The sequence below is a fragment of the Neobacillus sp. 114 genome, from assembly GCF_030127045.1.
Taxonomy (GTDB): Bacteria; Bacillota; Bacilli; order Bacillales; family Cytobacillaceae; genus Neobacillus; species Neobacillus rhizophilus.
This window is the reverse complement of record NZ_CP126144.1, coordinates 4,050,323-4,076,806: the sequence shown is the minus strand read 5'-3', so window position 1 is coordinate 4,076,806 and position 26,484 is coordinate 4,050,323. Positions and strand designations below refer to the sequence as shown.

The window sequence follows — 26,484 nt, the reverse complement described above, 5'->3', positions numbered from 1 at the left end:
TTGAATGTTTCATGAAATATGTGGGGAGGGGTTATGAAAAAGGTGATGGTTTATTTATTCATTTTTTTAGTTTCATTAATCGTTTTCATCTTATTGTTTATCAACATAAGTCCAGCTTTCGGCAGCAACCCAAGCAAAAAGCAAAAAGAGCGATTCAGTCAATTGGCCAATTATGCTGATGGTAAATTTCTCAATCCAAAACCAACAAAGTTAAATATGGGGGCAGCTGATTATTTCTCCATGCTTGAGGAAAATATTTCAGGTGCTAAAGACCGTAATCCTAAAGGTCAAATTCCTGTTTCCGAAATTGATTGGAACAAAGTTAAAAGTGAGAAAGATAGTTTAACTTGGTTTGGTCATTCTGCTTTTTTAGTTAGTATCGATAATAAAAAGATACTTGTAGATCCCATGCTCGGTCCAGTTGCTTCACCAGTTTCTTTCGTAGGGAGCAAGCGTTACAGCGAAGATATGCTGCATCTTATTGATGATATGCCGCCAATTGATGCTGTTTTTATTACTCATGATCATTACGACCACTTAGATTATCCATCTATTAAAAAATTAAAGAACAAGGTTAATCATTTTTTCGTTCCTCTTGGTGTAGGTGCACACTTAATCGATTGGGGAGTTAAAAAAGTAAAAATAACAGAATTAAATTGGTGGGATGAATCAGAGTTTCAAGGCTTAACGGTAGCATTCACACCTTCCAAACACTTTTCTGGCAGAGGACCTTTAAATAGAAATTCCACTCTTTGGGGCGGTTGGGTCATACTTGGGGAAAAGACACGTTTCTATACAAGCGGAGATGGAGGGTATGACACACACTTTAAGGAAATTGGGAAGAAGTACGGACCTTTTGATCTTACTTTAATAGAAGGGGGACAATATGACCGTCGTTGGTCATGGGTTCATATGACACCTGAACAATCTGTTCAGGCTCATTTAGATGTAAATGGTAAAAATATGATGTTAATTCACTGGGGAGCCTTTACCCTTGCTTATCATGGTTGGACAGAACCGATAGAACGCGCATTAAAGGCATCTGAAAAATCAGGAGTAAGTATGATCACTCCTAAAATTGGCGAAACAGTTCTATTAGATGAGTCCATTCCTACCTCCTCTTGGTGGACAAAATTGAATAAGTAGGTAAAAAAGATGAAAAGAACAATTAAATATGGCACAATCCTTTATTATTAAGGAAAAAATTGACTATTTTTAAGAATGAAAGACGTAATTGGACTCGCATTTTATAGACGAGTCCTATTTTTATTGTGATAAGGATTGTAGACCTATCTTTTTTCGTTATTCATATATTTCTCGACATACATAGATTTAATCTCAGCCTCTATCTAGTAAAAAGGTTTGTGATAATGGATGAATTTGTAGATTTTTGTAAAACTATTGAAGTTTACTAAACTATTAAATTAAATGATAATTTACTGGAAATCGTTTACAAATCATTAAGGGGGAGTTCGATGAAACGAAAAAAAACGATGGCTGCTTTGTTAACGGCGGGATTAGTTTTGAGTGTCAATGGTGCCTATGCCAAAGGACCGGAGGCAGGTGTACCAAACGCAAATGCGGCATCCGCATTTGACAACAAGATTATCAAAAAAATCAGTGCTGACAACATGTATAACCACATTGCCTCTTTATCAGAAGTTCCTCGCCAGGCAGGGACTCCTGGAGAACTTAGAGGTGTTCAGTACATAGAGAGCCATTTTAAACAATATGGCTATGAGACAGAGGTGCAGCCTTTCCCAATCTATACAGTTGTTAGAAATAACGTCAGCGGCTTATTGGAAATTGGCGGGGAGAATTTGAAGCCCTATGTCTTTTCCGGTTCATACAGTGGAGAGGTAACAGCAGAATTGCTGGATGTGGGCAAAGCGATTAAAGGTACGGTGCCTGACGGTGTAAAAGGAAAAATCGCACTAATTGAGCGCGGCGACATCACCTTCGTCGAAAAGGTGCAAAATGTTTTTGATAAAGGAGCAGTTGGTGTTGTGATGTACAACAATACCGGAACATCGAACGCGTTTGGCCAAGCTACATATGGTCAAAATATTCCTGCTGTTGCCATTACTAAAGCCCAAGGTTTGGCTCTGGCAGAGCAAGTGAAAAATGGATCTGTAACAGCACATATTAAAGTCACAGGATCTGGAGTTGAGGAAAAAACATCCTACAATGTGATAGCCAAAATGAAGCCGAATAAAAACAAAGACACCGGCCAAGTTGTCCTGATAGGCGCACACCATGATTCCGTTCAGAACGGACCGGGTGCGAATGATGATGCTTCCGGCGTATCGGCTGTACTGGAGCTTGCAAGAGTCATGGCCAATACACCGATTGATACAGAGCTTCGCTTTGTAACATTCGGTTCAGAGGAACTAGGTCTGTTAGGTTCCTACCATTATGCGGGGACATTAAGTGCAGATGAAGCTGACCGCATAGTTGCCCACTTCCAAATGGATATGATCGGCAGCAAGGATGCCGGAGGCGACAATAAGGCGAACGGCTTAATCATGTATACCATTGACGGCAAGAAAAACTTAGTTACCGATCTAGCTTCTGCTGCAGGAGCCAGAACGGCATTGGGTGAAGTGGTCCCGTATGGCCAATTGGGGCGAAGTGACCACCAGCCATTCCATGAACTAGGCATACCGGCAGCTTTATTCATTCACTCGCCACTTGAGCCATGGTATCACACACCTGCTGATACGTTAGACAAAATTGACAAAAACAAACTGCAAGAAACAGCTGAAATTGTCGGTGCTTCCGTCTATCAAATTGCTCGTCCGGACACCCCGGCCCTACAACATTCAAGAGTAGCACCGCAACCGGTCGACTATGACTTTGAAAATCGTCCGCCGGGAGCATAGAAGAAGTGGTTCTTTCAATCGTGCCTGACACCGCCCGTAGACAAACCTGGTGCTCATCTCCATTGAAAGTTTCACAGAGAGAACCCCGATTAATGTCGGGGTTTTTTGCTGATTTATTAAAAAGCACTAATAATTTATTGGAAAACGATAAAATCTTCCGATAAAATGAAATCAAAGTTCAATAAGTGAGGTGCTTTTAAATGAATCAAGAGCTGATGGATATTGTTGACCGAGGAAAAATTCTTATGTTAAGAATAGCTGTTTGTATAGTCGGAATAACTGTCCTTGTTTCATGTATATATTGGTTGCCTTGGCAAGCAAATGTATTTGCTGACATGTACCCTGAGTTTACCCATTTGAAATATCCTTTGTTAATCGGGATCTATATGACAGCTATTCCGTTCTTCTTTGCACTTTTTCAAGTGTTGAAGCTGTTAGGCTATATTGACAATAACAAAGCCTTCTCAGAATTATCAATAACGTCTATTAAATATATAAAATTCTGCGCCATCACAATCAGTGCATGGTATTTAGCAGGTATTGTCACTCTCATCTCACAAAATGCGAGAAATCCAGGAATTTTACTTATCGGCTTGGTCATTATTTTTGCTTCCATTGTGATCGCAGTTTTTGCAACGGTTCTTCAAAAGCTTTGTAAAAACGCAGTTGATATTAAATCTGAAAATGATTTAATGATCTAAGCTGGAAAACTTTGTTGATTATTATTAAGATAGATGTATCGAGACCCCTTTTATTGAATCTTATGTGATTAACCAAAATTACAAAGATTAGCCTAAAAGTTACACTTTAAGGAAAGGAAGATTTGCAATGAAGAACTCTTTAAAAGAAAATGCTGTGTCGTTTTTGCAACTGGTTGCGTCTGGGGAAGTGCGCGAAGCATACAGTAGGTACATTAGTACGGATTTTCGCCATCATAATCCCTTTTTCCGTGGAGATGCTGACTCTCTAATGCTCGCAATGGAAGAGAATGCTGCCCAGAATCCTAACAAAAGCCTTGAAGTAAAACGTGTCATTGAAGATGAGGATATGGTTGTAGTTTACTCCCATATAAAACAAAAACCTGATGACCTTGGGGTGGCTGTGGTCCATATATTCCGCTTCAATGACGAATCCATCGTCGAATTGTGGGATGTAGGTCAGCTCATACCGGAGAATTCCCCCAATGAAAATGGCGTGTTTTAAGCTTGTTTATTGTAGCATTTCAAATGAAGGCGTTTCTGCTATTTGCAGGAACGCCTTTTCGCTAACGGGAGAGATTAGAAAGGAAAAAATTGTAGTATATTTTATTTTTGGTAAAAGATATCGATTTTTGGGTTGGTATGAGAATTCATAGGCGGAGAATTTCCTCCTAATGTATTTAAGGGAAGCTTAAGAAGCGGATATAAGCGAAGATTTTCCGGTTAACTGCTCTAAATAAGACAGAATCTAAAGATTTGGATATTATAAGCGGAAAAACTCCCCTTATTTTTAAGAAAATATGGGTATTTCCCAATTTAGCCGGAATTTCTCCGTTTATTTTTCAAACACAGCGAAATCAACATTCAGTTAATAACAGAGCCTAACCAATATTTTTTGTATATTAATTTGTAAGTAAAAATGAGTATATTTTGCTGAGTAAATTGGCTATTGTACCCCACATTTTAATATACAAATTGCACTACAAATTCTCCCAAGATAAATATCGAAATCCCTTTATATCAACAAAAATAGACCTCCAAATTACCATACAATTTGAAGGTCATTTTGCATTACATTTTTAATGTTTGCGAGAGTTAACGGAACCCGTTATCCAAATGGATGGTCTTTTTTCTGGCGTACTTCAAGCAAACTAACCTTAATCCATATTAACAAAAACACTTTTTACTTCAGTATAGGCATCAAGCGCATAAGATCCCATTTCACGTCCAATTCCGGACTGCTTGAATCCACCAAATGGTGCGGCGGCATCTACAGCATTATAACTATTGACCCAGACCGTCCCGGCTTGTAGTTTACTAGCTACATAGTGGGCATTGCGAACATTCTCAGTCCAAACGGCTGCAGCAAGGCCATAAGCGGTATTATTAGCGCGTTTGATCACTTCGTCTAAATCGTCAAACGGCATAGCAACAAGGACCGGACCAAAAATTTCTTCCCGTGCAATTGTCATATTATCTTGCACGGCTGAGAATATCGTCGGTTCAACAAAGTATCCACTATCGAATGGATTTCTTCCACCTGTTAACATTTCAGCCCCTTCTTGTCTTCCTTTTTCAATATAGCTCATCACGCGATTTTGCTGTTTTTCCGTAACAAGTGGTCCCATTTGCGTATTGGTATCAAGCCCTGGGCCCTGTTTGATACTTTTTGAATAAGAGACAAGGTCAGCTACGACATTATCATACGCTTTCTTTTGGACAAAAAGACGCGAACCCGCAGTGCAAACTTGTCCCTGGTTAAACATGATTCCCATCAATGAACCAGGGATGGCTTTTGTCAAATCGGCATCAGGAAGTATAATATTAGGTGACTTTCCTCCAAGCTCTAATGTCACTCTTTTAAGCGAGTCGGAAGCAAGTCGCATAATCTGTTTTCCCACTACTGTTGATCCAGTAAAGGCGACTTTGTTAACCATTTCATGCCTTACCAGGGGTTCTCCTGCTGTCGGTCCAAATCCAGGAACAATATTGACCACTCCATCAGGGAAACCGGCTTCCTGCATTAACTTAGCTAAATACAAGGCTGAAAGTGGCGTTTGCTCAGCTGGCTTCAATACAACAGTACAACCAGTCGCAAGTGCAGCCCCTAATTTCCAAGCTGCCATTAAAAGTGGAAAGTTCCATGGAATAATTTGTCCGACTACACCTACCGGCTCATGCCTAGTATAGGTGAAAAAATTACCGTTTACCGGGATGGTCTGCCCTACGATTTTAGTTGACCAGCCGGCATAATATCGGAAGTGTTCAATGGCCGTCGGGACATCAAAAAATTTAGATTCATTAATAGGTTTTCCATTATCTAATGTTTCAAGTTGTGCAAGCTCTTCTAAATTCTCTTCCATTAGGTCGGCTAATTTATAAATGAGCCGACTACGGTCTGAACCAGATATCTTAGACCATGGACCATTGTCAAATGCCTCCCGTGCAGCTTTTACTGCCCGATCAATATCTGCTTCTTGGGATTCATATACGTTGGTAATAACTTCGCCGGTAGCCGGATTTTTGGTTTCAAATGTCTTTCCGCTTACTGATTCAACCCATTGCCCATTGATAAATAGTTTTTTAGTACCTTTTAAAAATTCTACTACCTTTTGACTCAATTCCAAAGTTTGTACCATTTACATTCCTCCATATTTACAAATATTTGTCATACAGAAATATTTCTCTCAATTTAAACAAAATCATGAACTACGGTTTATACCTGCTAAATTCGGTTTATTCTAGTTATCTTACTGAATCCACCTCCTTAACTGTTAATATGCAATAAGCATGCCAAAACTACTTTGAAAGTATTATTATCAATACCAAAGAGAGTGCCATTTAATCTAGTGCTGTCCATGTCCCAATGCCGAAACAATTTGTTTCATTTTTAAAACATCCCAACATAAAAATTCCACGAATAAATAGTAAAAAAGGCCATCATCTATTCTTGAAACCAAAAAAATCAGGGGAAATAGCAAGGTTCTATGAATATAAGAACCTGATTACTTTTTTGTAAAAAGAAATGTGGCACAAAAGTTGCATATTAAAAAGTTACAAAGTAATGATTTTGAAATACAAAGGAGGATAAAAAATTTTGGTTAATCAAGAGACAACAAAAACCAGCGAGTTAGTGAAGGATCATGAAGCATCTTACAAAAAAGACTTAGGATATTGGAACTCTACTTTAAGTTATTTAGCAGAAAAAGACCCGGAATTCTTTGAGATTTATAAAAAGTTAGTAGCGACTCCCTACAAAAATAACATTCTTGATGCCAAGTCCAGAGAATTAATAAACGTTGCATTAAGCTCCGCTCCTACGAATCTAAGCACGGACACATTAAGAACCCACATAGAAAACGCCATTGATCAAGGGGCTACCGAAAAAGAAATATTAGAAGTTTTTAAACTTGTCAGTGTACTAGGTATGCATACATGTGCGGTCGGGGTTCCAATTTTAGTTGAAGAAACAGGTGCCTTCGCAAATGCAAAATTGGATGCACATCAGGAGGAGTTAAAAGAAAAGTTTATTCAAAAGATGGGCTACTGGCATTCATTCCGAGACACTCTCTTATTAAATGATGAGCAGTTTTTTGAAAGTTATTATCAATTTCTGACAAATCCTTGGGAAAATGACATTCTAAGCCCGAAGTTAAAGGAATTTATTTACATTGCCGTTGATATTGCCACAACACATTTATTTGCTGTTGGTACTAGGGTCCATATTCAAAGTGCTTTACGGCAAGGGGCGACCTTTGAAGAAATTATGGAAGTTTTAAAAATTACAAGTGCGCAAGGTGTTGATACCTTTTATGCGGGAATTCCGATTTTAAGATCGGTGCTAGCTGAAAAGGGGAATAAATAAAACTATTTTATAGGGGGAAATGCATATGCAAAAAAGAAATTTGATTATCTCCATTATGTTACTGGCAGCAATCCTTTTAACAGCTTGCGGCCAGGCAAAAGAATCGTCAACATCATCCAAGGGCTCCACAAAAGCAAGTAAAGATGTAATAGAAATAAACTACAATGACCTTGCTCCACCTACCCACCCTTATACGAAACAAGTTGCAGAACCTTGGGCAGAATTTGTTGAAAAGGAAACAAATGGAAGAGTAAAAGTTCATGTTTTTCCAAGCTCAGCATTAGGTAAACCTGATACTGGTTATGATGATATCAGCGGTGACGTGTTTGATGTGGGACTTTTATACGCAAGTTCTGACAAGAACGATATCTTGTTCCCATTATCAATTGGAGACTTACCTTTTGCCATTCCTAACTCTGAAGTTGCGATAAAAGTAATGAATAAATTTTACGCGAAATTTATGAAAGATACATTTAAAGATGTTGTCTGGCTCGGTGCTTCTTCTACAGATACAGCACAGCTATATACTTCAGATCCTATTGAAACCGTTAAAGATATAAAAAATAGAAAAATAGTTAATAGTCTATATTCTAGAAATGAATTAATCAAAATGTGGGGAGCTGCTCCTGTATCTATTGATAACTCACAGTTATATGAATCCGTGGAAAAAGGTATGGCTGATGATATTATCTACAATACAACAGGCGCGATTGGGTTTAATTTAAATGAAGTGGCACCGTATATGACAAGGATTGATTTAGGGGTTTCTTCAAATGGCTTGTTCCTTAATGCAAACGTATTCAATAAGATGCCAAAAGATCTTCAAACGTTATTCGTGGAAAAATTAGGTCCAAAACACCAAGAATTGATGTCCCAACTTTATATGAGTTCCATGCAAAATTCCATTAAAGAATTTGAAAATAGAGTAAAAGATAAGGGCGGAAAAGTGATAACACCAAGTTCTGACGAATTAAATAAATTTAAAACCCCTGCCAAAAAGTTGTGGGACAACTGGGTTGATCTAGCGAATAAAAAGGGCTATCCAGGTGATGAAATGATGAAGTATTTTAAGCAGCAGTTAAAGGATGAGGGAGTAGAAATTCCTTTTTAATAAAATAGAATAGAAGCTAATATGTAAAAAAGTATTATCACTCAAGACTAGGAATGTTTTCTTCCTAGTCTCCTCTTTTATTTATTAATCTAACCAATTTTTAAATTAATACTTAAGAAATGATTTTTATAGATAGAAAGGATGATTGAAGCATGTCATTAAAAAGATTAGAAAATAAGATAGCTATGATTACTGGAGCCGGTAATGGAATTGGGAGAGGAACAGCCGCTTTATTCTCTCAGCATGGGGCAAAGGTTGTAATAACTGATATTGATGAGGCTGGGCTTCAGGAAACATTGGGGATCATCCAGGCGAACGGAGGAGAGGCCATTTCTTTAAAACTAGATGTTTCTAAAGAAAAGGATTGGCAAGAAGTAATGTCGATAGTCGAGGATAACCTGGGCGGATTAGATATTCTGATGAATAATGCCGGTATCGGAGGAAGGGTAGGCTTAGCGGAAACCTCTTTGGAAAGATTTGAAAAGGTCCAATCTATAAACTCTACTGGTGTTTTCTTAGGAATGAAATATGGATCAAATTTAATGAAAAAGACTGGCGGCGGTTCCATTATTAATACATCATCCATGTACGGAATAGTTGGCAGTCCCAGTAGTACGGCCTATCATGCTTCAAAAGGGGCTGTAAGACTTATGACCAAATCCGCAGCGCTTGAGCTAGCAAAGGACTTAATCCGAGTGAATTCGATTCATCCTGGCGTAATTGAAACAAACATGTCCGGTGCGAAAAACGGTGAACATTTCTTAAAGGATAAAACACCTTGGCCTCATTTGGGGGAACCAATTGATATTGCATACGGTGCACTTTATTTAGGTTCCGATGAGTCCCGTTTTGTAACAGGTACAGAGTTGGTGATAGACGGTGGTTTTACAGCCCAATAATGTATCGAATAGGCTCTGTTATTATTCATTGGTGATTTTCGTATATGTACGAGAATTCATTGGCGGAGAATTTCCGACTAATGTATAAAGAGGCAGCTTAACAAGCAAATATAAGCGAAGAAATTCCGATTAACTGCTCTAAATAAGACAAGATCCAAAGATTTGAATCAAATAAACGGAAAAACTTCCTTTATTTTTAAGGAAATAAGGGTATTTCCAAATTTAAACGGAATTTTTCCGTTTATTTTCAAACACAGTAAAATCAAAATTCAGTAATAACAGAGCCTAGAAAATAGTCCATTAATAGTTAAGATGAGAAGGGGATAGGTACGATGACAGCAAAAAGATTAGAAAATAAAGTCGCAATTATTACCGGAGCTGCAAATGGTATTGGTAGAGAGGAAGCCATATTATTTGCTGAAAATGGTGCAAAGGTAGTTGTAACCGATATTAACGAAGAAGCCCTTCAAAAGACTGTCGAAGCCATTAGAATGCAGGGAGGAGAAGCAATTGGCATCAGGCATGATGTCTCTGTTGAAGAGGATTGGCAAGAAGTCATCTTGAAAACAGAAGCAGAATTTGGCCAATTGGACATTCTTTTAAACAATGCGGCAATTTTAAGCAGAAATGGATTAGCAGAAACAACTGTGGATGAATTTTTAAAGATTCAATCCGTTAACTCCGCAGGAACTTTTTTAGGAATGAAGTATGGAGCAGCATTAATTAAGAAAACATCAGGTAAAGGATCAATCATCAATACCTCATCTGGATCAGGCTTGGTTGGAACTCCAGGAAGTACTGCCTACCATGCCTCAAAGGGTGCAGTTAGGTTAATGACCAAATCTGCAGCATTGGAACTAGCTAAGGACTTTATTCGGGTGAATTCCATTCATCCAGGAGTCATTGAAACAGCAATGTCGGGCGGCAAAGACGGCAAACACTTTTTGAGTGAAAAAATCCCTATGAAGTGTTTAGGGAAACCGATTGATATTGCCTATGGTGCCCTTTATTTAGCTTCGGATGAGTCCCGATTTGTAACTGGTTCAGAGTTAATTATCGATGGCGGATATACAGCTCAATAATTATGATGAAAAGGCGCTTGGAATTGCACTCTATTCCAAGTGCCTTTTTTGTCAAAACATGAGCGTGTTATTTTTGGAACCTTGATGTTTCAAAGATGAAACACAAAATGTGCCGTCTAAAAAAGTTCTAACAAGTTTGTGGTGGAAAATCAGAATTTGCTGGGTTTTATAGTGGAAATTTAGATTGGCACGATTATTGCAAGTATTAATGATAAGGATATTAATTTCAAATAGAGAGGAGTAATCGAATGGCTTCACAGAAAAGTTTAGAGGCTCTTTTTCAACCCAAGAGTATCGCGATTATCGGGGCAAGTCCCGACAGCAATAAATTGGGCGGAAGACCTTTAAATTATTTACAAAGAAATGGCTATAAAGGCCAAATTTTTCCGATAAATCCAAATTACAACGAAATATCTGGTTTGAAGTGTTATTCCAGCCTTCTAGACATAGTAGAAGATATCGATTTAGCGATCATTTCACTGCCGAGCAAATTGGTAGTCAACGTATTAAAACAATGTGCAGAAAAAGGGGTTAAGGCAGCGGTCATCTTTAGCTCCGGCTTTTCCGAAATTGGTGAAGAGGGAAGAAAACTGCAGGAAGAAATGACGGCGATTTCAAAGAAAAGCGGGATTAGGATACTAGGACCCAACACACTTGGAATGTTTAACCTTAAGTCTGAGGTATTTGCTACTTTTTCAACCATCTTGGAAAAGCAAACGCCGCTTAAAGGCAACATTGGTTTTGTCAGTCAAAGCGGAGCATTTGGTTCCCACGTTTTTACGCTCGCTAGACAAAATTTTATCGGCTTCAGCCATTTTGTCGCAACTGGAAATGAAAGCGATATCGATGTGGCGGATTGTATTGAATTCCTTGCTGAAGATCCGGATACAGATGTAATCGCTTGCTATATGGAAGGCATTAAGGATGGAAATAAGTTAATCAACGCATTTAAACTGGCTGCTGAAAAGAAAAAACCTGTAATTGCCTTTAAGGTTGGAAAAACGAATGCGGGTCAGCGTGCGGCCCTTTCCCATACAGGTTCCTTAGCCGGATCGGACCAAGTATTTAATGCCATTGCAAAACAGTACGGAGTATATCGGGCCGAAACGATTGAAGAATTTATCGACGCAGCCTACGCTTGCTCCATGCTTCCGCTCCCAAAAGGAGATAAAGCGGCTGTCTTTACCGTATCGGGTGGAGTTGGCATTCTGCTAGCAGACCAATTGACGGAAGCATCGTTAACTGTACCGGAGCCTTCCGTTGAAGTGCAGCAGCAGCTTAGTGATCTTCTGCCGATTGCAGGAGTGAAAAATCCGATTGATACAACAGCACAATTAAATACTAGGCAAAACTTATTGCAAGATTTTATGGAAATTGTTCTTTCAAGTGGGGAGTACGACTCCGCTATTGTTTTCCTAGCCTTTAGCGGACTGTATCCTGAACATGCGCAAAACCACATTCGATCCGTTTCTAACATTGCCAGGAAGTATAAAGAAACTCCGATTATAACCGTTTCGCTAAACTCGGAGGATTCGAAAAAATCATTTATGGAAAACCGGTTAGCTGTCATTGAGGATCCATCCCGGGCGGTAAATGCCATGAAAGCTCTTAAATATTTCAGCCAATTCTATAAGGAAGAATCCGAGACTGCTAGAATGGACGGAATGAATGGCCTATCATTTGACAATCTTCCTTCCGTGCTGACAGAACATAAAAGTAAAGAAATACTTAAACAAATCGGAATTCCGATCACGAAAGAACAACTTGCTGAAACACTAGCGGAAGCAAAAATAAGAGCAAGAGAAATAGGGTATCCTGTTGCCCTTAAAGGGATGTCCCCGCAAATCTTGCATAAGAGTGACAAAGGGCTCGTCCAATTAAACATAACAACCGAAGAAGAACTCGAAGATAAATTTAACTTTATTAAGCAGCAAATAAGCCAAGTTGAAAATGCAGTTTTCGAAGGTATTCTAGTCCAGGAAATGCTGTCAAAGGATTCTGTGGAAATGTTCATCGGTGCGAATCAGGACCCTGTTTTCGGGCAAATGATTCTCGTCGGTTTAGGCGGAATTCATATCGAAGTGTACAAAGATGCAGTCATGCGAAAGGCACCTATTTCCGAGAAAACCGCAGAAGAAATGCTAGATGAACTTCGCAGCAAAGCCTTATTAAAAGGTTTTCGCGGGTCCGCACCTCGGGATCTGAAAGAATTGAGCCGAGTAGTAGCAAAGTTCAGCCAATTCATCTCGACCCATGATGAGATTGAGGAAATCGATCTAAATCCAATCATGGTCCATGCAGAAGGGGAGGGCGTAACCGTCGCGGATGCCCTGATTACTTTAAAGAAGAAAGCACTTTCAAATATTAAATAATAGTTTAAAAATTTAGGAGTGAAAGAACATGGATTTTACAATTCCAGAGGAAACACAAGAAATTATTAAAGGTTTAAAACAATTTATTGAAAAGGTAGTATTACCCCTTGAAAAGGAAAATCATGAGCTGTTATACAATGAACGGAACTACTATACGGAAGATGGACGCCACCACCCTAAAGTGGAGGAATTACGGAAGATTGTTCGGATGGAATCGGCGAAAGCAGGCTACTATACGATGTTTGGTGCAGAAGAGCTTGGCGGAGAACAACTCGGGCCAATGACAGCATTACTCGTCCAAGAGGCAATTAATATTTCGTATCCATTTAATAAGCTGGTTGATCCAATCGTCATCCCGTCACCATTTACCAACGGCTTATCACCAATTTTAACCGGCTTAAAAGAGGAATTGAAAGAGCGATATTTAGACGGAATCCGTTCTGGGGAAAAAACACTTTGCTTTGGTTTAACGGAACCGGATGCAGGATCAGATGTATGGAGCATTAAAACGAATGCCGTAAAAGAAGGAAATGAATGGGTCATTAACGGCAGCAAACAATGGATTACAAATGCTGCCCACGCTGATTATTGCATGCTGTTCGCCGTGACAAATCCGGAATTGAAAGCGCAAAGAAAAGGCGGCATTACCTGCTTCTTCGTTGAAACGAGTACAGAGGGGTTCTCCGTTGACTCCGTTATCCCAGTTATGGGTGAGTTAGGGGGAGAAGCATGTATCATTAGTATCGATAATCTCCGGATCCCAGATGAAAATGTAATTGGGGAAGTCGATAAGGGCTTTTCTATCGCCATAAATGGTATTAATACGGGAAGACTTGGGATGAGCGGGAAATGTATCGGTTCTGCTCAATGGGCATTAAAGAAGGCAGTAGAATATGCGGAAATTCGTAAAACCTTTGGTAAGCCAATTAAAGAACATCAAATGATTCAAGCTATGCTTGCAGAATCTGCTATGGATATTTATGCAGCCAGAAATATGGCCCTTAACTGTGCCTGGAAGATTGAAAATAGTAAAAAACAACCTCGTAAGGAAATTTCAATGGTAAAGGCTTTTTGTACGGAAATGATGGGAAGAGTTTATGATCGGGCCATGCAAATCCATGGTGGGGTAGGGATTTCCAATGAACTTGGATTACAGCAGGGATACCGCCTGGCAAGGATTGTAAGAATTCCGGATGGCACCTCAGAAATTCACCGCCGAACCATTGCAAAAAGTTTACTAAGCGGAGATTTAACATTCTAATAGTTTTTTGGACAGATTGGGACATTCACCGATAAAAAAATCATTTTTAGGGAGCTTGCTATGAAAAATGAATTGGTTCTTCGTGAAGAAGAATGGATGAAAAATAATCGGTTTCGGGATTTAATTGGACTTCAAATTGAGGATATTGGTGATGGAACCGCAACTTTATCCTTGGCAGTACAGGACCAATTGCTGCAAGGGGCAAGAATGGTTCACGGCGGTGTGATTACTACATTAATAGATTCGGTCATTGGTTCGGCTGTAAGGAGCGTAATGTCTGAACAGACGATTAGTTTAACCGCGGAGCTAAACATCAACTTTTTTCGGCCGGCCACACAAGGAAGAATTTTTGCGGAAGGCAGAGTCATTAACAGAGGGAAACTGCTTGCTGTCGGTGTTGGCGATGTCAAGGATGAAGCTGGAAAATTGCTGGCTACTGGCAGGGCGACTTATGTTTTAAAGGATATTTCAAAGAAATAATTGATTCAATACTAAAACAAGGAATGGGTGAATTTTTATGGAAGATCAATTAGTCCTCATTGAGAAAAAAGGGAGAATTGCATACGTAATCCTAAATCGTCCTGATAAATTAAATGCACTAAGCAGGGAGCTATTCCAAGCCTTCGACAAGGCCCTTGACGAGCTTGAAAAAGATCAGGATATCAGTGTGTTAATCATTAAAGGAAATGGCAGGGCCTTTAGCGTCGGGTACGATGTCGGCAAATACAGGGAGCCTAGCGTCACGGAGGACAGAGATTACTTGGAAGAATGCACACGGCGCTGGCTTAGACTGTGGGAATATCCGAAACCGGTCATTGCCCAAGTTCAGGGCTTTGCTTTAGCGGGAGGGACCCAAATGCTAGCTTGCTGCGATATTGTCATTACGGATAAGAAGGCTCAATTTGGTTTCCCATCCTTGCCTCTTGGCGGGGGATTTGTCGGCATCTATTGGGGCTGGCATGTCGGGCCGCAACGGGCAAAAATGTTAGATCTTACAGCAGGAAGCCGCATAAGTGGAGAAAAAGCTGTCCAATATGGGTTTGCCGCCGAATGCTTTGATGCGGATTGTCTTGAAGAAGAAACACTTAAAATTGCAAGAGGCATTGCTAAAACTCCGGCGGATGTCCTGAAGCTGAAAAAGATGGCCCATAATCGGATTATGGATTTACAAGGGTTCCGTACAGGCTTGATGTATGGACCTGAACAGGATGCGATTATCCATACGGCGGAAGGAATCAAATTAATGTACCGTAAAATAAATGAACTAGGCTTAAAAGGCACAATTGAGTGGTTTAACAGCCAGGAAGTATAGCAAATCATTTTTTCTATAAAATAGCAGTCTATTAAACATTGGGGACCTAGTGCTACGCGTATTTTTCTCCCCAAAAAATCCAATAAAACAGGGAGGGATATTTATGATGGAAACGCGGCTAACAATTGACAAACTACTGTACAGGGCAGAAAAATACTTCCCGACGAAAGAAGTTATCTCCAGAACTGAAAATGGCATGATCCGCTTAACTTATGAGGAATTTGCCAAAAGAACCCGTTCGTTGGCGAGTGCTTTGCAAACGCTTGGGGTTAAAAGAGGAGATCGGGTCGGGACATTTGCCTGGAATGATCACCGGCATTTGGAAGCGTATTTTGCTATTCCCAGCATGGGTGCGGTTTTGCACACCATCAATATCAGGCTTTCTTCCGAACATCTTGCTTATATTATAAACAATGCCGAAGACAAGATACTGCTTGTCGATAAAGGGCTATATCCTTTAATTGAGAACATAATAGATAAAATTCCAACCGTAAAGGCAATTATCATCATGTCGGAAGAGGCTGAGCTACCCCGTACGGAGGAAAAACATCTCTATAACTATGAATTGCTTATTGCAACCGGTGATAATAGTTTCTTGTTTCCAGATGATATAGGCGAAAATGAAGCTGCTGGATTATGTTACACTTCGGCAACGACCGGAAACCCAAAAGGCGTATTATCTACCCATAGAAGTATCGTATTGCATAGCATGATGCTCGGTCTTACGGATACGATGGGGTTGTCTGAGGAAGATCGAGCGATGCATGTGGTACCGATGTTTCACGTAAACGCGTGGGGATTTCCTTTTGCGTCCGTTTGGTTTGGCACGACTCAAATATTGCCTGGCCCAAACTTTACTTCGCAAACACTCTTGGAATTGATAGAGTCTGAACGTGTAACGATAACGGCAGGTGTACCGACTGTATGGATCGGGGTTCTAAATGAATTGAATAGAAGAAGTTATGATTTATCCAGCCTGCGTTATATCCTATGCGGTGGGTCGGCTGCATCGAAAGGGTTGATTTCCTCATTTATGGAAAAATACAACGTGCCGATCATGCATGCTTACGGGATGACAGAAACGGGACCGGTGGCTACAGTCAGCAAACTAAAAAGCTATCATCAAAATCTATCAGGAGAAGAAAAAATAAACCAGCTTACTAAACAGGGAATACCAGTGCCTTTGATAGATGTTAATGTCATAAATGAGTCTGGAGAAGTAAAAATGGACGGTGAAGAGATGGGGGAGGTCCTCTTTAGTGGGCCATGGATTACTGACCATTACTATAAAAAGCCGGAGCAAACGGCAGAGGCTATCAAGGAAGGCTGGCTTTATTCCGGAGATATAGCAACGATTGATGAGGCCGGGTATATCAAAATAGTAGACCGAACGAAAGATTTGATCAAAAGCGGCGGCGAATGGATTTCTTCTGTACAGCTTGAGAATGCGCTAATGACCCATGAAGCTGTATTTGAAGCTGCGGTCATTGCGATTCCCCATCCGAAATGGCAGGAACGGCCTGTAGCCTTTGTCGTTTTGCACGACAATTATAAAGATAAAGTGACAAGGGATGAGTTGCTAGCTTATTTAGCACCCCAGTTTGCTAAATGGTGGCTGCCGGACGACATTTTATTTATCCAGGAAGTACCGAAAACAGGTGTTGGAAAGTTCCTAAAAAGGAAACTTCGCGAAGAATATGAGAACTTTTTCGTTAAAGAATAGACCAAATATAATTTCCAACTTTTGTGTTTCAAATGTTTTGACCTGTTTCAAAGGTTTCAATATGTTTCAATTTTGAAACGTTTTATTTTGCTACGTGGCACATAGCAATTATTTGGATGGATATAAGGTTTGTTTTAGTAGGGGACTTTTTCCTAAAATGTATAGAAATTGTGGTGGTCCAGGCAGGGTTTCACAGACTAATGGTCATTAGCGATTAAGTTGGCACAATATTTGCATTATTAAAAGTGAAAGGAATTTTCCCACTTTAGTAAAGAAAGCCCATGCGATTTATTGTGTCTTTTAAAGGGATTTTGTCTGAATATGTCAAATTGATATGTTTAGGAATTTTTCCATTGTAAGGGTTTTCAGTTGAGCTATCCATACAAATAAAAATTGATTAGTTCGAAAGTGGAAGTTTAAATTCTTTATTAATATTAAACAGCTAATAAATTTTGAAAGGAATGTTAATATGACAAATCACAAAAATGAAATGAGCTTTGGTCTATTTTTCCTGAATTCAAAATCACCTTTTAAATCGGAAGACGAAGAATTAAGAAACGGTTTGGAGCAAATCAAAGTGGCAGATGAACTTGGGTTCCACAGCGCTTGGATGGCAGAACACAATGCCAGAGACTACGGGGTCGTCACTTCTTCAACCGTTTACTTAGCTGCTGCTGCGGCCCAGACTAAAAGAATTAAATTAGGATCTGCTGTTGCCAGATTACCTTTGCACCATCCAATGCAGCTGGCTGAAGAAATGACTTTAGTTGACGTTATTAGTAACGGCCGCTTATATGTGGGGGTTGGAAAAGGGTATGACAAATTAGAATTTGATGCTTACAATGTGGATTTCGATGAGAGACATGCTAGGTTCGAAGAATCTCTAGATATTTTAAAGGCAGCATTAACCAATCCGAGGATTTCTTATTCAGGTCAATTTTTTAACTTCAATGATATTCCAATTAACCCAAGGCCAATTCAACAACCCGGCCCTCCCCTCTTCGTGATGGTTTCTCAAAATGACGCGTCCATTATCAATGCTGCGAAGGACGGCTACTCGTTTGTATTAGGCGGAATCAAAAACGATGACACTCTTCATAAAATCAGTTTATACCGGGAAACGGCCCTTGCTGCTGGATACTCGGAGGATTATGTAAATGATGCAATGGCCCGTTCAGGTAAGCTCCTTTTCGTATATGTTGCTGAGACTGATGAACAGGCGTATGAAGAATTTAAGGAAGGATTAATGTGGTATATGTCTGAACGAGATAATCGTCCGGTGTTCGGAGTGGTTCAGCGGGATAAAGTGCTTGATTATAATGAATTCCTTAAATCTGAAAACGCGATTGTCGGCTCTCCTGATAAAGTTCGAAGAGATATTGAAAAATTCCAAAAGGAAACAGGGCTGAATAATATTATTTGTTGGATGAATATCGGCGGTCAGCCTAATGATCGGGTGATTAAATCGATGAACTTGTTCTCCAAAGAGGTAATGCCTTATTTCTGCAATGTAGAAACCTACCAAAAAATTTAAAGTCGTTGCTGGAATAAACGCAAAATAGAAGGATGCAGCAAGATAGGGGCTGTCGGAAAATTCAGATGGAATGATTGGAATCGGAAGGCCCCTTTTGAAGCATCCAATCTTTCCCTTATTGATTAAGAATGAATAGAAAGGGGATTTGGTACATTGTTTGATAAAATCATTAAATATATAACGGACATTAATAAATGGATTGCTTATGTCGGCCTCTTGCTGATGGTGGCCCTTGTATTTTGTTTCTCTGTATCAAGGACGATCGGTGTTCCAATTATCGGGGATATAGAAATTGTTCAATTTCTAATGGCTGTCATCATCTTTGCATCCCTGGCTTTTACAGAATCGACAAATTCCCACATTTCCATAGGAATATTAACCGAGAAATTTCCTCAATCCCTGCAAAATATATTGGGGATTATTGGGAAGTTGATTACATTAGTTTTCTGCCTGGTCGTAATCTGGGTCTTTATACAAAAAATGGAATACTCAACAACATCCTTGCTCTTAAAAATTCCTTTATATCCTTTTAAGTTTTTATTGGTCATCGGTTTTGCAGCCTGGTGTTTGGAGCTGATCAAAAAATTATTCAATAAAAAATTTATAGATTAGTTTAATTTGCCTCAAGGTTTATATAAAGGAGTGATAAACGTTGTCCATAACTACTGTAAGCATGATTGTCATAATCGCGGTTTTTGTCCTGATGTTTCTCCGGGTGCCTATCGCTGTCTCGATGGCCGTACCTGCCTGTTTGGGGATTGTTTATTTAAAAGGATGGGAAACCCTTTTTTCAGTTGTTAATACCAATGTTTGGGAACAAAGCTTTTCTTATACGTTAAGTACAATTCCCCTATTTGTTCTGATGGGACAGTTACTATATTATTCGGACCTGACAACGGAATTGTTCACGGCCTTCCGGAACTGGCTCAACCAATTAAAAGGCGGATTAGGTATTGCCACAGTCGGGGCTTCCGCCATGTTCGCTGCCGCTTCCGGTTCCAGTTTGGCCACTACCGGGACGATGGGAGTCATGGCAGCCAAAGAAATGTTAAATGCTGGATATAGCAAAAGCTTAACAGGGGGTTCCATAGCAGCCGGAGGCACACTCGGAATTTTGATTCCACCAAGTACAATGTTTATCGTCTATGGAATGATGACTGAACAATCGATTGGGAAACTGTTAATTGCAGGAATTATTCCCGGGATTCTCCTAACACTTTTATTTATGCTTGCGATTTCAATCGCTATATTCATAAATCCAAACCATCATATAAAGACGAAAGAAGAGGAAAAGATAAGCTGGAAAGAGAAGTTTAGCTCTCTAAAACCTACTATTTGGATCGTCGTTTTGTTTATTATCGTTATTGGCGGAATGTATGTAGGATTTTTCAGTGCTACAGAATCTGCAGGAGTCGGTGCTCTTGGTGCGTTTGCAATTGGCTTTATGCGCAGGAAATTAACGAAGGAGAAAATAACGGCTACTGTTTATGAAACGATTAAAACGACAGGATTTATTTTTGCTATCGTCATGGGGGCATTTATCTTAAACTATTTCTTAATGATTACTAGAGTTCCACAAATGATTTCAGACTTTCTTTTCTCGAGAGATTTATCCGCAGCGGTGATTTTTATCCTTATTATTCTAATGTACATGGTCCTTGGCTGTGTCATGGACTCCCTCTCAATGGTTGTTGTTACGATTCCCATTATACTCCCATTAGTTGAAGCACTTGGGTTTGACTTGATTTGGTTTGGCGTCATTATTGTTTTAGTAGTGGAAATGGCCCTAATCACTCCTCCGGTGGGAATGAACTGTTATGTGTTGAATGGAGTCGTAAAAGAACTGGATTTAGTCAGTATATTTAAAGGTGCCATCATCTTTGTCATACCGATTCTCGTGTTAATAGCATTATTGTATATATTCCCTGAAATTGCTTTGTTCTTACCGACCTCGGTGAAATAGTTTCTCTTTGTTCAGAATATTTAGATTACAAGGTGTATAATAAATGTTGTAGTCAAAATTAGATGAAGTTTGGCAAAGTAAGGGGAATCTTGGGAGGAAAGAAAATGGCAAGACTTATTATATCAGGTTCATCGCCATTGGACGACTTAATTAAAAGGGCAATAGAAAAGAAAAATAGGACGATAAAAGGGCTTGTCATTGAATCAATGGTAGGTCAGCGTATTCTTGATAACAAGAATGTCATCAGTAATGAAGATGTTGTTATTTGTGGTCCAGCAATTTATAAAGTGTTTAAAGAACAAAATTTGCTCGGGCAAATAGTTCCGATCAGGCTGCAGGTCAATGATCTCCTGAATGCCCTTCAAAAGGGATGCCAACATAGCGATGAAGTCAACTTAATCAATTTTAAAGATTATATAATTGATCAAAATATAGAGCAGCTTGAATCGCTCTTTAAAATTAGGATTCACCAATATACGTATGATACATGGAATGATGCCGAGACCATCATTACTCAGCTAAGGGAAAATCATCAATCTGTTGTCATTGGTGCAGGGCTGATTACAGGACTCGCAAAAGAATATGGAATGCATGGAATTGTCTGGTACGGAGAAGAAAGTATTAATCTGGCAGTTGATATTGCTTTAGGTATTCTAAATGCCCGTTTCGAAGAAAAAAGAAATTCTCAAAGAGAAAATTACATTATGGAGAATTTTAATGAAGGAGTAATTATATCCAGCGATACTGGACATATAGTCAATGTCAACCGCAAAGCCACTAGTCTCCTTGGAATCGAGGAAAAAGACCTGCGTGGATTACATGTAAAAGAAATTCTTGTTGATACAAAAGGTATTGGTAATACTGAATGGAAAAAAGGGATAAAGGAACAAATTGTCTCCTTTAAAGACAAGAATTTCTTGCTGAGTACATTTCCGATTGTTGTAGACCATCATTATGATGGGATGGTCGGCATCTTTTCCGATATTAATGCCGTTCAAGAAAGCGGAAACAGAATAAGACGCAAAATGTATAGCAAACCCAATACGGCCGAATACCAATTTGAAGACATTGTTGGTGCAAGCCAAGGAATAGTAACCACTATCAAAAAGGCAATCAAATTTTCCCGGACCGATTCCAATGTTTTAATTCTTGGGGAAAGCGGTACAGGGAAGGAATTGTTTGCCCAAAGCATCCACAATAAAAGCTACAGAAAAGACCAGCCCTTTATTGCCATCAACTGTGCTGCTGTTCCTGATAACCTGCTTGAATCTGAATTCTTCGGATATATTGAAGGGGCGTTTACGGGAGCAAAAAAAGGGGGAAAACCAGGACTCTTTGAAAAAGCCCATAATGGGACTGTGTTCTTAGATGAGATTGGAGAAATCCCTTTAAGCATGCAGGCAAAACTTCTTAGGGTTCTCCAAGAGAAAGTGGTCATGCGTGTAGGCAGCACGACCCCCATTCCTGTTAATGTAAGGGTTATTTCGGCAACGAATGTAAATTTGATCGACAAGGTTAAAAATAATGAATTTCGAACGGATTTATATTATCGAATTGCAGTCTTAAATTTGTTTCTTCCGCCATTAAGAAATAGGTTGTCTGACCTTGAGCCTTTGGTGAAATTCTTTACAACGAAACACTATCCGCAGTTTGCTCGACTAATAAATGAAAATAGTAAAGAAATAGCCTATATATTGTCCGAGCATAAGTGGCAGGGGAATATAAGAGAATTGGAAAATACATTGGAGAGAATGTTTGCTTACTTAGAACATCCTTTTATGGTTACCAGAAAAGAATTGGTAAGGAACCTCCGTGAAGCAATCGATGAAAATAGTATCGTTCTGCAGGAAGAAATAGGGGAACAAGATACATTTCAGGATGTAATCAAACAGGTAGAAAAGAAGCAGATTTATGAAGCCATTAAGGCAGCTAATGGAAGCAAAATAGAAGCTGCTAAATTACTAGGCATCAGCCGCAGTACTTTATGGAGGAAGCTAAATCAACCTGATTAACAGAGTTAAATTTCTAAAAATTTTGTCTATTCATCATAAATTAGTGAAAAGAGGTTTAAGGCGTGAACAAAACGACGGACTTCATAACTGGATTGACCTTTAGTGAGGATCCTAGAATCTATAATGGTTACTTATGGTTTTCAGATTTTTTCAGCAAACAGGTATTGAAGGCTGATATGGACACCGGTGAAGTTGAAACGGTTTGCCGATTGGATGACCAACCTTCAGGACTGGGTTGGCTTCCTGATGGACGGATGCTTGTAGTATCTATGCTCAATCGAAAAGTATACCGTCTAGAAACGAACGGGGAGCTAACGGAATACGCAGATCTTAATCATATTGCCACATACCATTGCAACGACATGCTCGTTGACAAAGCAGGAAGGGCATATGTCGGAAATTTCGGCGGAAATCTTTCTGCTATAGCTAAAAAATACGGCCGGGAAGCATTGAAAAATATGGAACTGCCAACTGCTGCAATTGCTTGTATTGAGCCGAATGGAGATGTAAAGGTAGTTGCTGAGAACATGCTTTTTCCAAATGGGACTGTTTTGGCTGATAACGGAAAAACAATGATTATCGCAGAAACGTATGGAAATTGTTTGACTGCATTTGATGTAGAAAAAGATGGGACCCTTGTTAACCGAAGGACATGGGCTCAATTCGACAATATTTATCCTGATGGAATTTGCATTGACTCGGAAGGAGCCATTTGGGCATCCAACCCTATAGAAAATGCGGTTTATCGGGTAAAAGAGGGGGGAGAAATAACAGATAAGGTTCAAACTAGCCAAAACTGTTATGCTGTCGCCCTGGGTGGAAAAGAAGGAAGGACCCTTTATTGTTGCACCGCACAAACCTCCGACCCTGTGGATGCAGTTCATTTGAAGTGCGGCAAAATTGAAACAATTGAAGTGAAAGTTCCGGCATTGAATGTTTGAAGTATGATTTTGCCCTAACCGATTAAGGCCTTGGAAGTACCATATGAAGGAATGAATATTTTAATAGGTTGGGAGGTACCGGTTGTGTTAACGACTAATGTAAACGTTCCAGACTATACCTTTCAAAAAAGTATTGAAAAGAACTTTGGAATCAATCGCGGGATTTACAACAGAATTGATGAATGGTTTTTCGAACAGGGGATACAGGATGTAATGACAAGAAGGCAAGTCATTGTCGAGTTTTCCAACTTTGTTGTTGAATCAAAGATGAAAATGGGGACATCAGCAAGAACACGGTTTGGACATGGAGGTCTTGTGAAAAGACTAAATGATTTTTGGAATGTCAGACCTTTCGTCATTGAGGAAGCTATTAAATAATCGATTTTTTTATAAAAAATATGCTGAGAAGGAGAATTATGAGATGACAAAAACCACCGAAAGAGCATCTATTTTTAAAAAAATAATGGGGCAATATCCGACTGGAGTAACCATTGTGACAACGATGGATGAAAACAAGAATCCCGTTGGTTTAACCGTCAATTCCTTTGCTTCTGTATCCATCGACCCTTTAATGGTGCTTTGGTGCATTGATAAAAGGTCATCCGCGTTAAACGCATTTTTACAAGGTGGAAAATATGCCGTGCACACCCTCGCTGTAGATCAGGCAGAGGCATGCTGGGCGTTTGCAGGGAAAGAAAAAGACCGTTTTTCAAAAGTACAATGGGAAACTTCTTCAAATGGGCTGCCAATCATAAAAGATTCCTTAGGAATTTTTGAATGCAAAACAGTCAATAAAATCGATGCCGGTGACCATTTTATCCTTTTAGGCGAAGTAATCGACCTATTCGTTAACGAAAAAGAACCCCTATTATATTACAATCGGAATGTTGCTGGAATTCCTGCAGATTGGCCAAATCAATAGAATCTCTTTTCGCTAGATTATTGACTCTTAGGGGGGGAATGAAATGAAAATTTTAGGGATATCAGGAACTGTTGTCGGGAGTAAAACAGCGATTGTGATCGGAAAAATCTTAGATACAATGAAAATCCATAATCCTGAGTTGAAAATAGAATTTTTGGATCTTAGGGATTATCAAATTGAATTTTGTGACGGCCGTCCAATCTCCAATTACACTGGTGACACCAAAAAGGTAATTGACCAAATGATGGGGGCGGACGGATTTGTATTCGGAACCCCTATTTTCCAAGGTTCATTTAGCGGTGCATTTAAAAATTTAATTGATTTAGTTCCACCGGCAGCATTCAAACATAAAGTGATGGGGTTCGTGACGACTGGAGGAAACCAACAGCATTTTCTAGTAGCCGAAAATCAGTTAAAACCGCTTGCTGGGTATTTAAATGGGTACGTCGTACCAACTACCATTTTTGCCCATAACAGCCAGTTTAATGATAAAAATGAAGTAGAAGATGTGGGACTATTGGAATGCATTCGTGAATTTAGCCAGCAATTTTGTTATATGAGTGAAGGTTTAACGGGAGTCAAGCAAAACTAATGAAAAAACAACTAAATCAATAAATCAACCTTCGCACCAAAAATGAATGCTGAATCATTGGCTTTATTGAGCTTGGAATATAATAAATTAAAATAGCTCCGAATTTAAATGATGAAGTAAATTAAAACTTAAAGTTCTTGTTATAAACTATTTAAATTTTAGGAGAATAAAGTGTAAAAGTGTGGGCAGCCAATTAAACAAATATGGCTGCCCATATACATTACATACTGAATTACATTACATACTGAATTACATTACATACTGAATGGATTTGGGCTTGTAGGAACGGGAGCGGGGGCCATCTTCTGTTTACGAAATGATTTATCGATGAAATCATTCTTAATTGCGAAAGATGTATATTTATATGCACAAGAAGGGATCGAAATTAAGATTAAAAACGGATGGTTCGAGGAACCCCCACAAATGGAGGACCGTGCCCGGATTATCAATAATGGAAATTGAATAAAGAGATGGACTGAAAGCGCAAAATAAAGCTAGTGTCGGTTCGCCGATACTAATTTCAGTGTGGGGGGAGTTAGTTTGAATATACTTCGTTTGTTTAATTTGGTTATTACATTCGTGATCAAGGTTAGATTCTTTATAAAAATGGTAAAGAACATGAGGCTAGACCATTTAATAAGAATGCCCATCCTAACATAACTTAGTATGTAAAAAACTATCGATTTCCACATTGTCCAAAAGGTAAGCACATTCCTGTGTTTGCCTTTTTTGTCTTATCATTCTATATGGCAGGGCAGCTAATTATCTTGATGACAATTTGAAAAAATAGAAGTGCCAAGGACCCTTTTAAAGAATATATCACGCATGGCACTTCATGCTTGAATGATGCATTAGAACCGTCCCCATGCATCATAACCTAACCGGACGATTTTATAGGTGCTTTTATGTAGAAAGAGTAAATAATCAATGTAATCATTTATAGGGTTAAAACGTTTGGGTTGTGATAGTAATCTGTTATATTCATTTAAAAGGTCATCTAGCTCTTGACTGCAATAAATGGTTTCTTCACTATCAAGTCCCTTTGACATCCCTATTTGAATCATCTCGGCTCTTTTATTACGTATAGCTTCTGCTAATTGTGCTTGTCCCATTGCAAAAACACACCCCGAAAATGTTTGTTTAATAATTAAATTAACACAAAAAGTATTATAACATTTTCAGACTTCCGTAGAACGTTTTCGATAAAACAAGGTATAAAAAGATAAAAAGCGACGAAATTCATCGACTTTCGACGCACTGATGCATGGGGACGGTTCTTGTGTATCAACTTTCTAGTTCTAAGAGGTGTATTCAT

The 26,484-nt window shown here is 39.1% G+C and carries 24 protein-coding genes; 22 read left to right on the top strand and 2 right to left on the bottom strand.

Annotated elements, in window-relative coordinates; translation table 11 throughout:
* Positions 1-45 precede the first annotated feature (45 nt).
* The 4 genes from QNN06_RS19710 (at position 46) to QNN06_RS19695 (ending at position 4,085) form a co-directional block, all read left to right on the top strand.
* A complete protein-coding gene (locus tag QNN06_RS19710; RefSeq protein WP_284037960.1) occupies positions 46-1,146 on the top strand; it encodes an MBL fold metallo-hydrolase in 1,101 nt (366 codons plus the stop codon).
* A 329-nt stretch (positions 1,147-1,475) separates the two neighbouring features.
* Positions 1,476-2,882, top strand: coding sequence for a M28 family peptidase (locus QNN06_RS19705; protein WP_217036299.1), 1,407 nt, complete (start codon positions 1,476-1,478; stop codon positions 2,880-2,882).
* 200 nt (positions 2,883-3,082) lie between these two features.
* Positions 3,083-3,583, top strand: coding sequence for a DUF2975 domain-containing protein (locus QNN06_RS19700; RefSeq protein ID WP_284035807.1), 501 nt, complete (start codon positions 3,083-3,085; stop codon positions 3,581-3,583).
* A 127-nt stretch (positions 3,584-3,710) separates the two neighbouring features.
* Complete coding sequence (locus QNN06_RS19695) at positions 3,711-4,085, top strand: nuclear transport factor 2 family protein (RefSeq protein WP_284035806.1); 375 nt, start codon at positions 3,711-3,713, stop codon at positions 4,083-4,085.
* A 652-nt stretch (positions 4,086-4,737) separates the two neighbouring features.
* On the opposite strand, the gene QNN06_RS19690 is transcribed toward QNN06_RS19695, so the two are convergent.
* Positions 4,738-6,219 (bottom strand): aldehyde dehydrogenase family protein, encoded by a 1,482-nt coding sequence (locus tag QNN06_RS19690; RefSeq protein ID WP_217036303.1) that lies wholly within the window; start codon positions 6,217-6,219, stop codon positions 4,738-4,740.
* 458 nt (positions 6,220-6,677) lie between these two features.
* On the opposite strand from QNN06_RS19690, the gene QNN06_RS19685 reads away from it, so the two are divergent.
* The 18 genes from QNN06_RS19685 to QNN06_RS19600 all read left to right on the top strand — a co-directional run bounded on the left by QNN06_RS19685 (position 6,678) and on the right by QNN06_RS19600 (position 25,631).
* Positions 6,678-7,445 (top strand): carboxymuconolactone decarboxylase family protein, encoded by a 768-nt coding sequence (locus QNN06_RS19685; RefSeq protein ID WP_284035805.1) that lies wholly within the window; start codon positions 6,678-6,680, stop codon positions 7,443-7,445.
* Positions 7,446-7,470: 25 nt separating this feature from the next.
* Complete coding sequence (locus QNN06_RS19680; protein ID WP_284035804.1) at positions 7,471-8,556, top strand: TRAP transporter substrate-binding protein; 1,086 nt, start codon at positions 7,471-7,473, stop codon at positions 8,554-8,556.
* A 152-nt stretch (positions 8,557-8,708) separates the two neighbouring features.
* On the top strand, positions 8,709-9,455 hold the full coding sequence (locus tag QNN06_RS19675; RefSeq protein WP_213119153.1) for an SDR family NAD(P)-dependent oxidoreductase: 747 nt from the start codon (positions 8,709-8,711) through the stop codon (positions 9,453-9,455).
* 332 nt (positions 9,456-9,787) lie between these two features.
* Positions 9,788-10,537, top strand: coding sequence for an SDR family NAD(P)-dependent oxidoreductase (locus QNN06_RS19670; RefSeq protein ID WP_284035803.1), 750 nt, complete (start codon positions 9,788-9,790; stop codon positions 10,535-10,537).
* 248 nt (positions 10,538-10,785) lie between these two features.
* Positions 10,786-12,909, top strand: coding sequence for an acetate--CoA ligase family protein (locus QNN06_RS19665; protein WP_284035802.1), 2,124 nt, complete (start codon positions 10,786-10,788; stop codon positions 12,907-12,909).
* A 28-nt stretch (positions 12,910-12,937) separates the two neighbouring features.
* Positions 12,938-14,170: an acyl-CoA dehydrogenase family protein gene (locus QNN06_RS19660; protein ID WP_284035801.1), complete on the top strand. Its 1,233-nt coding sequence runs from the start codon at positions 12,938-12,940 to the stop codon at positions 14,168-14,170.
* A 60-nt stretch (positions 14,171-14,230) separates the two neighbouring features.
* The gene (locus QNN06_RS19655; protein ID WP_284035800.1) at positions 14,231-14,650 is read left to right on the top strand and encodes a PaaI family thioesterase; all 420 of its coding nucleotides are present in this window, start codon (positions 14,231-14,233) and stop codon (positions 14,648-14,650) included.
* Positions 14,651-14,687: 37 nt separating this feature from the next.
* Positions 14,688-15,482: an enoyl-CoA hydratase/isomerase family protein gene (locus tag QNN06_RS19650; RefSeq protein ID WP_213119158.1), complete on the top strand. Its 795-nt coding sequence runs from the start codon at positions 14,688-14,690 to the stop codon at positions 15,480-15,482.
* Between the two features lie 103 nt (positions 15,483-15,585).
* A complete protein-coding gene (locus tag QNN06_RS19645; protein ID WP_284035799.1) occupies positions 15,586-17,205 on the top strand; it encodes a long-chain fatty acid--CoA ligase in 1,620 nt (539 codons plus the stop codon).
* A 469-nt stretch (positions 17,206-17,674) separates the two neighbouring features.
* The gene (locus QNN06_RS19640; RefSeq protein WP_284035798.1) at positions 17,675-18,739 is read left to right on the top strand and encodes an LLM class flavin-dependent oxidoreductase; all 1,065 of its coding nucleotides are present in this window, start codon (positions 17,675-17,677) and stop codon (positions 18,737-18,739) included.
* Between the two features lie 153 nt (positions 18,740-18,892).
* A complete protein-coding gene (locus QNN06_RS19635; RefSeq protein ID WP_213119161.1) occupies positions 18,893-19,351 on the top strand; it encodes a TRAP transporter small permease in 459 nt (152 codons plus the stop codon).
* Positions 19,352-19,391: 40 nt separating this feature from the next.
* On the top strand, positions 19,392-20,702 hold the full coding sequence (locus QNN06_RS19630; protein WP_284035797.1) for a TRAP transporter large permease: 1,311 nt from the start codon (positions 19,392-19,394) through the stop codon (positions 20,700-20,702).
* A 104-nt stretch (positions 20,703-20,806) separates the two neighbouring features.
* Complete coding sequence (locus QNN06_RS19625) at positions 20,807-22,714, top strand: sigma 54-interacting transcriptional regulator (protein WP_217036328.1); 1,908 nt, start codon at positions 20,807-20,809, stop codon at positions 22,712-22,714.
* A 62-nt stretch (positions 22,715-22,776) separates the two neighbouring features.
* Positions 22,777-23,655, top strand: a complete 879-nt coding sequence (locus tag QNN06_RS19620) for an SMP-30/gluconolactonase/LRE family protein (RefSeq protein ID WP_284035796.1) — start codon at positions 22,777-22,779, stop codon at positions 23,653-23,655.
* Between the two features lie 84 nt (positions 23,656-23,739).
* A complete protein-coding gene (locus QNN06_RS19615; RefSeq protein ID WP_213119165.1) occupies positions 23,740-24,033 on the top strand; it encodes a hypothetical protein in 294 nt (97 codons plus the stop codon).
* Between the two features lie 43 nt (positions 24,034-24,076).
* Positions 24,077-24,577 carry a flavin reductase family protein gene (locus QNN06_RS19610; RefSeq protein WP_213119166.1) on the top strand — a complete coding sequence of 167 codons (501 nt, stop codon included), beginning with the start codon at positions 24,077-24,079 and terminating at the stop codon, positions 24,575-24,577.
* Between the two features lie 43 nt (positions 24,578-24,620).
* Complete coding sequence (locus tag QNN06_RS19605; protein ID WP_284035795.1) at positions 24,621-25,169, top strand: NADPH-dependent FMN reductase; 549 nt, start codon at positions 24,621-24,623, stop codon at positions 25,167-25,169.
* 231 nt (positions 25,170-25,400) lie between these two features.
* Complete coding sequence (locus QNN06_RS19600) at positions 25,401-25,631, top strand: DUF3231 family protein (RefSeq protein ID WP_349654947.1); 231 nt, start codon at positions 25,401-25,403, stop codon at positions 25,629-25,631.
* 389 nt (positions 25,632-26,020) lie between these two features.
* Here the strand turns inward: QNN06_RS19600 and QNN06_RS19595 are convergent, their stop codons facing one another.
* Positions 26,021-26,281 carry an aspartyl-phosphate phosphatase Spo0E family protein gene (locus QNN06_RS19595; RefSeq protein WP_213119168.1) on the bottom strand — a complete coding sequence of 87 codons (261 nt, stop codon included), beginning with the start codon at positions 26,279-26,281 and terminating at the stop codon, positions 26,021-26,023.
* Positions 26,282-26,484: the final 203 nt, after the last annotated feature.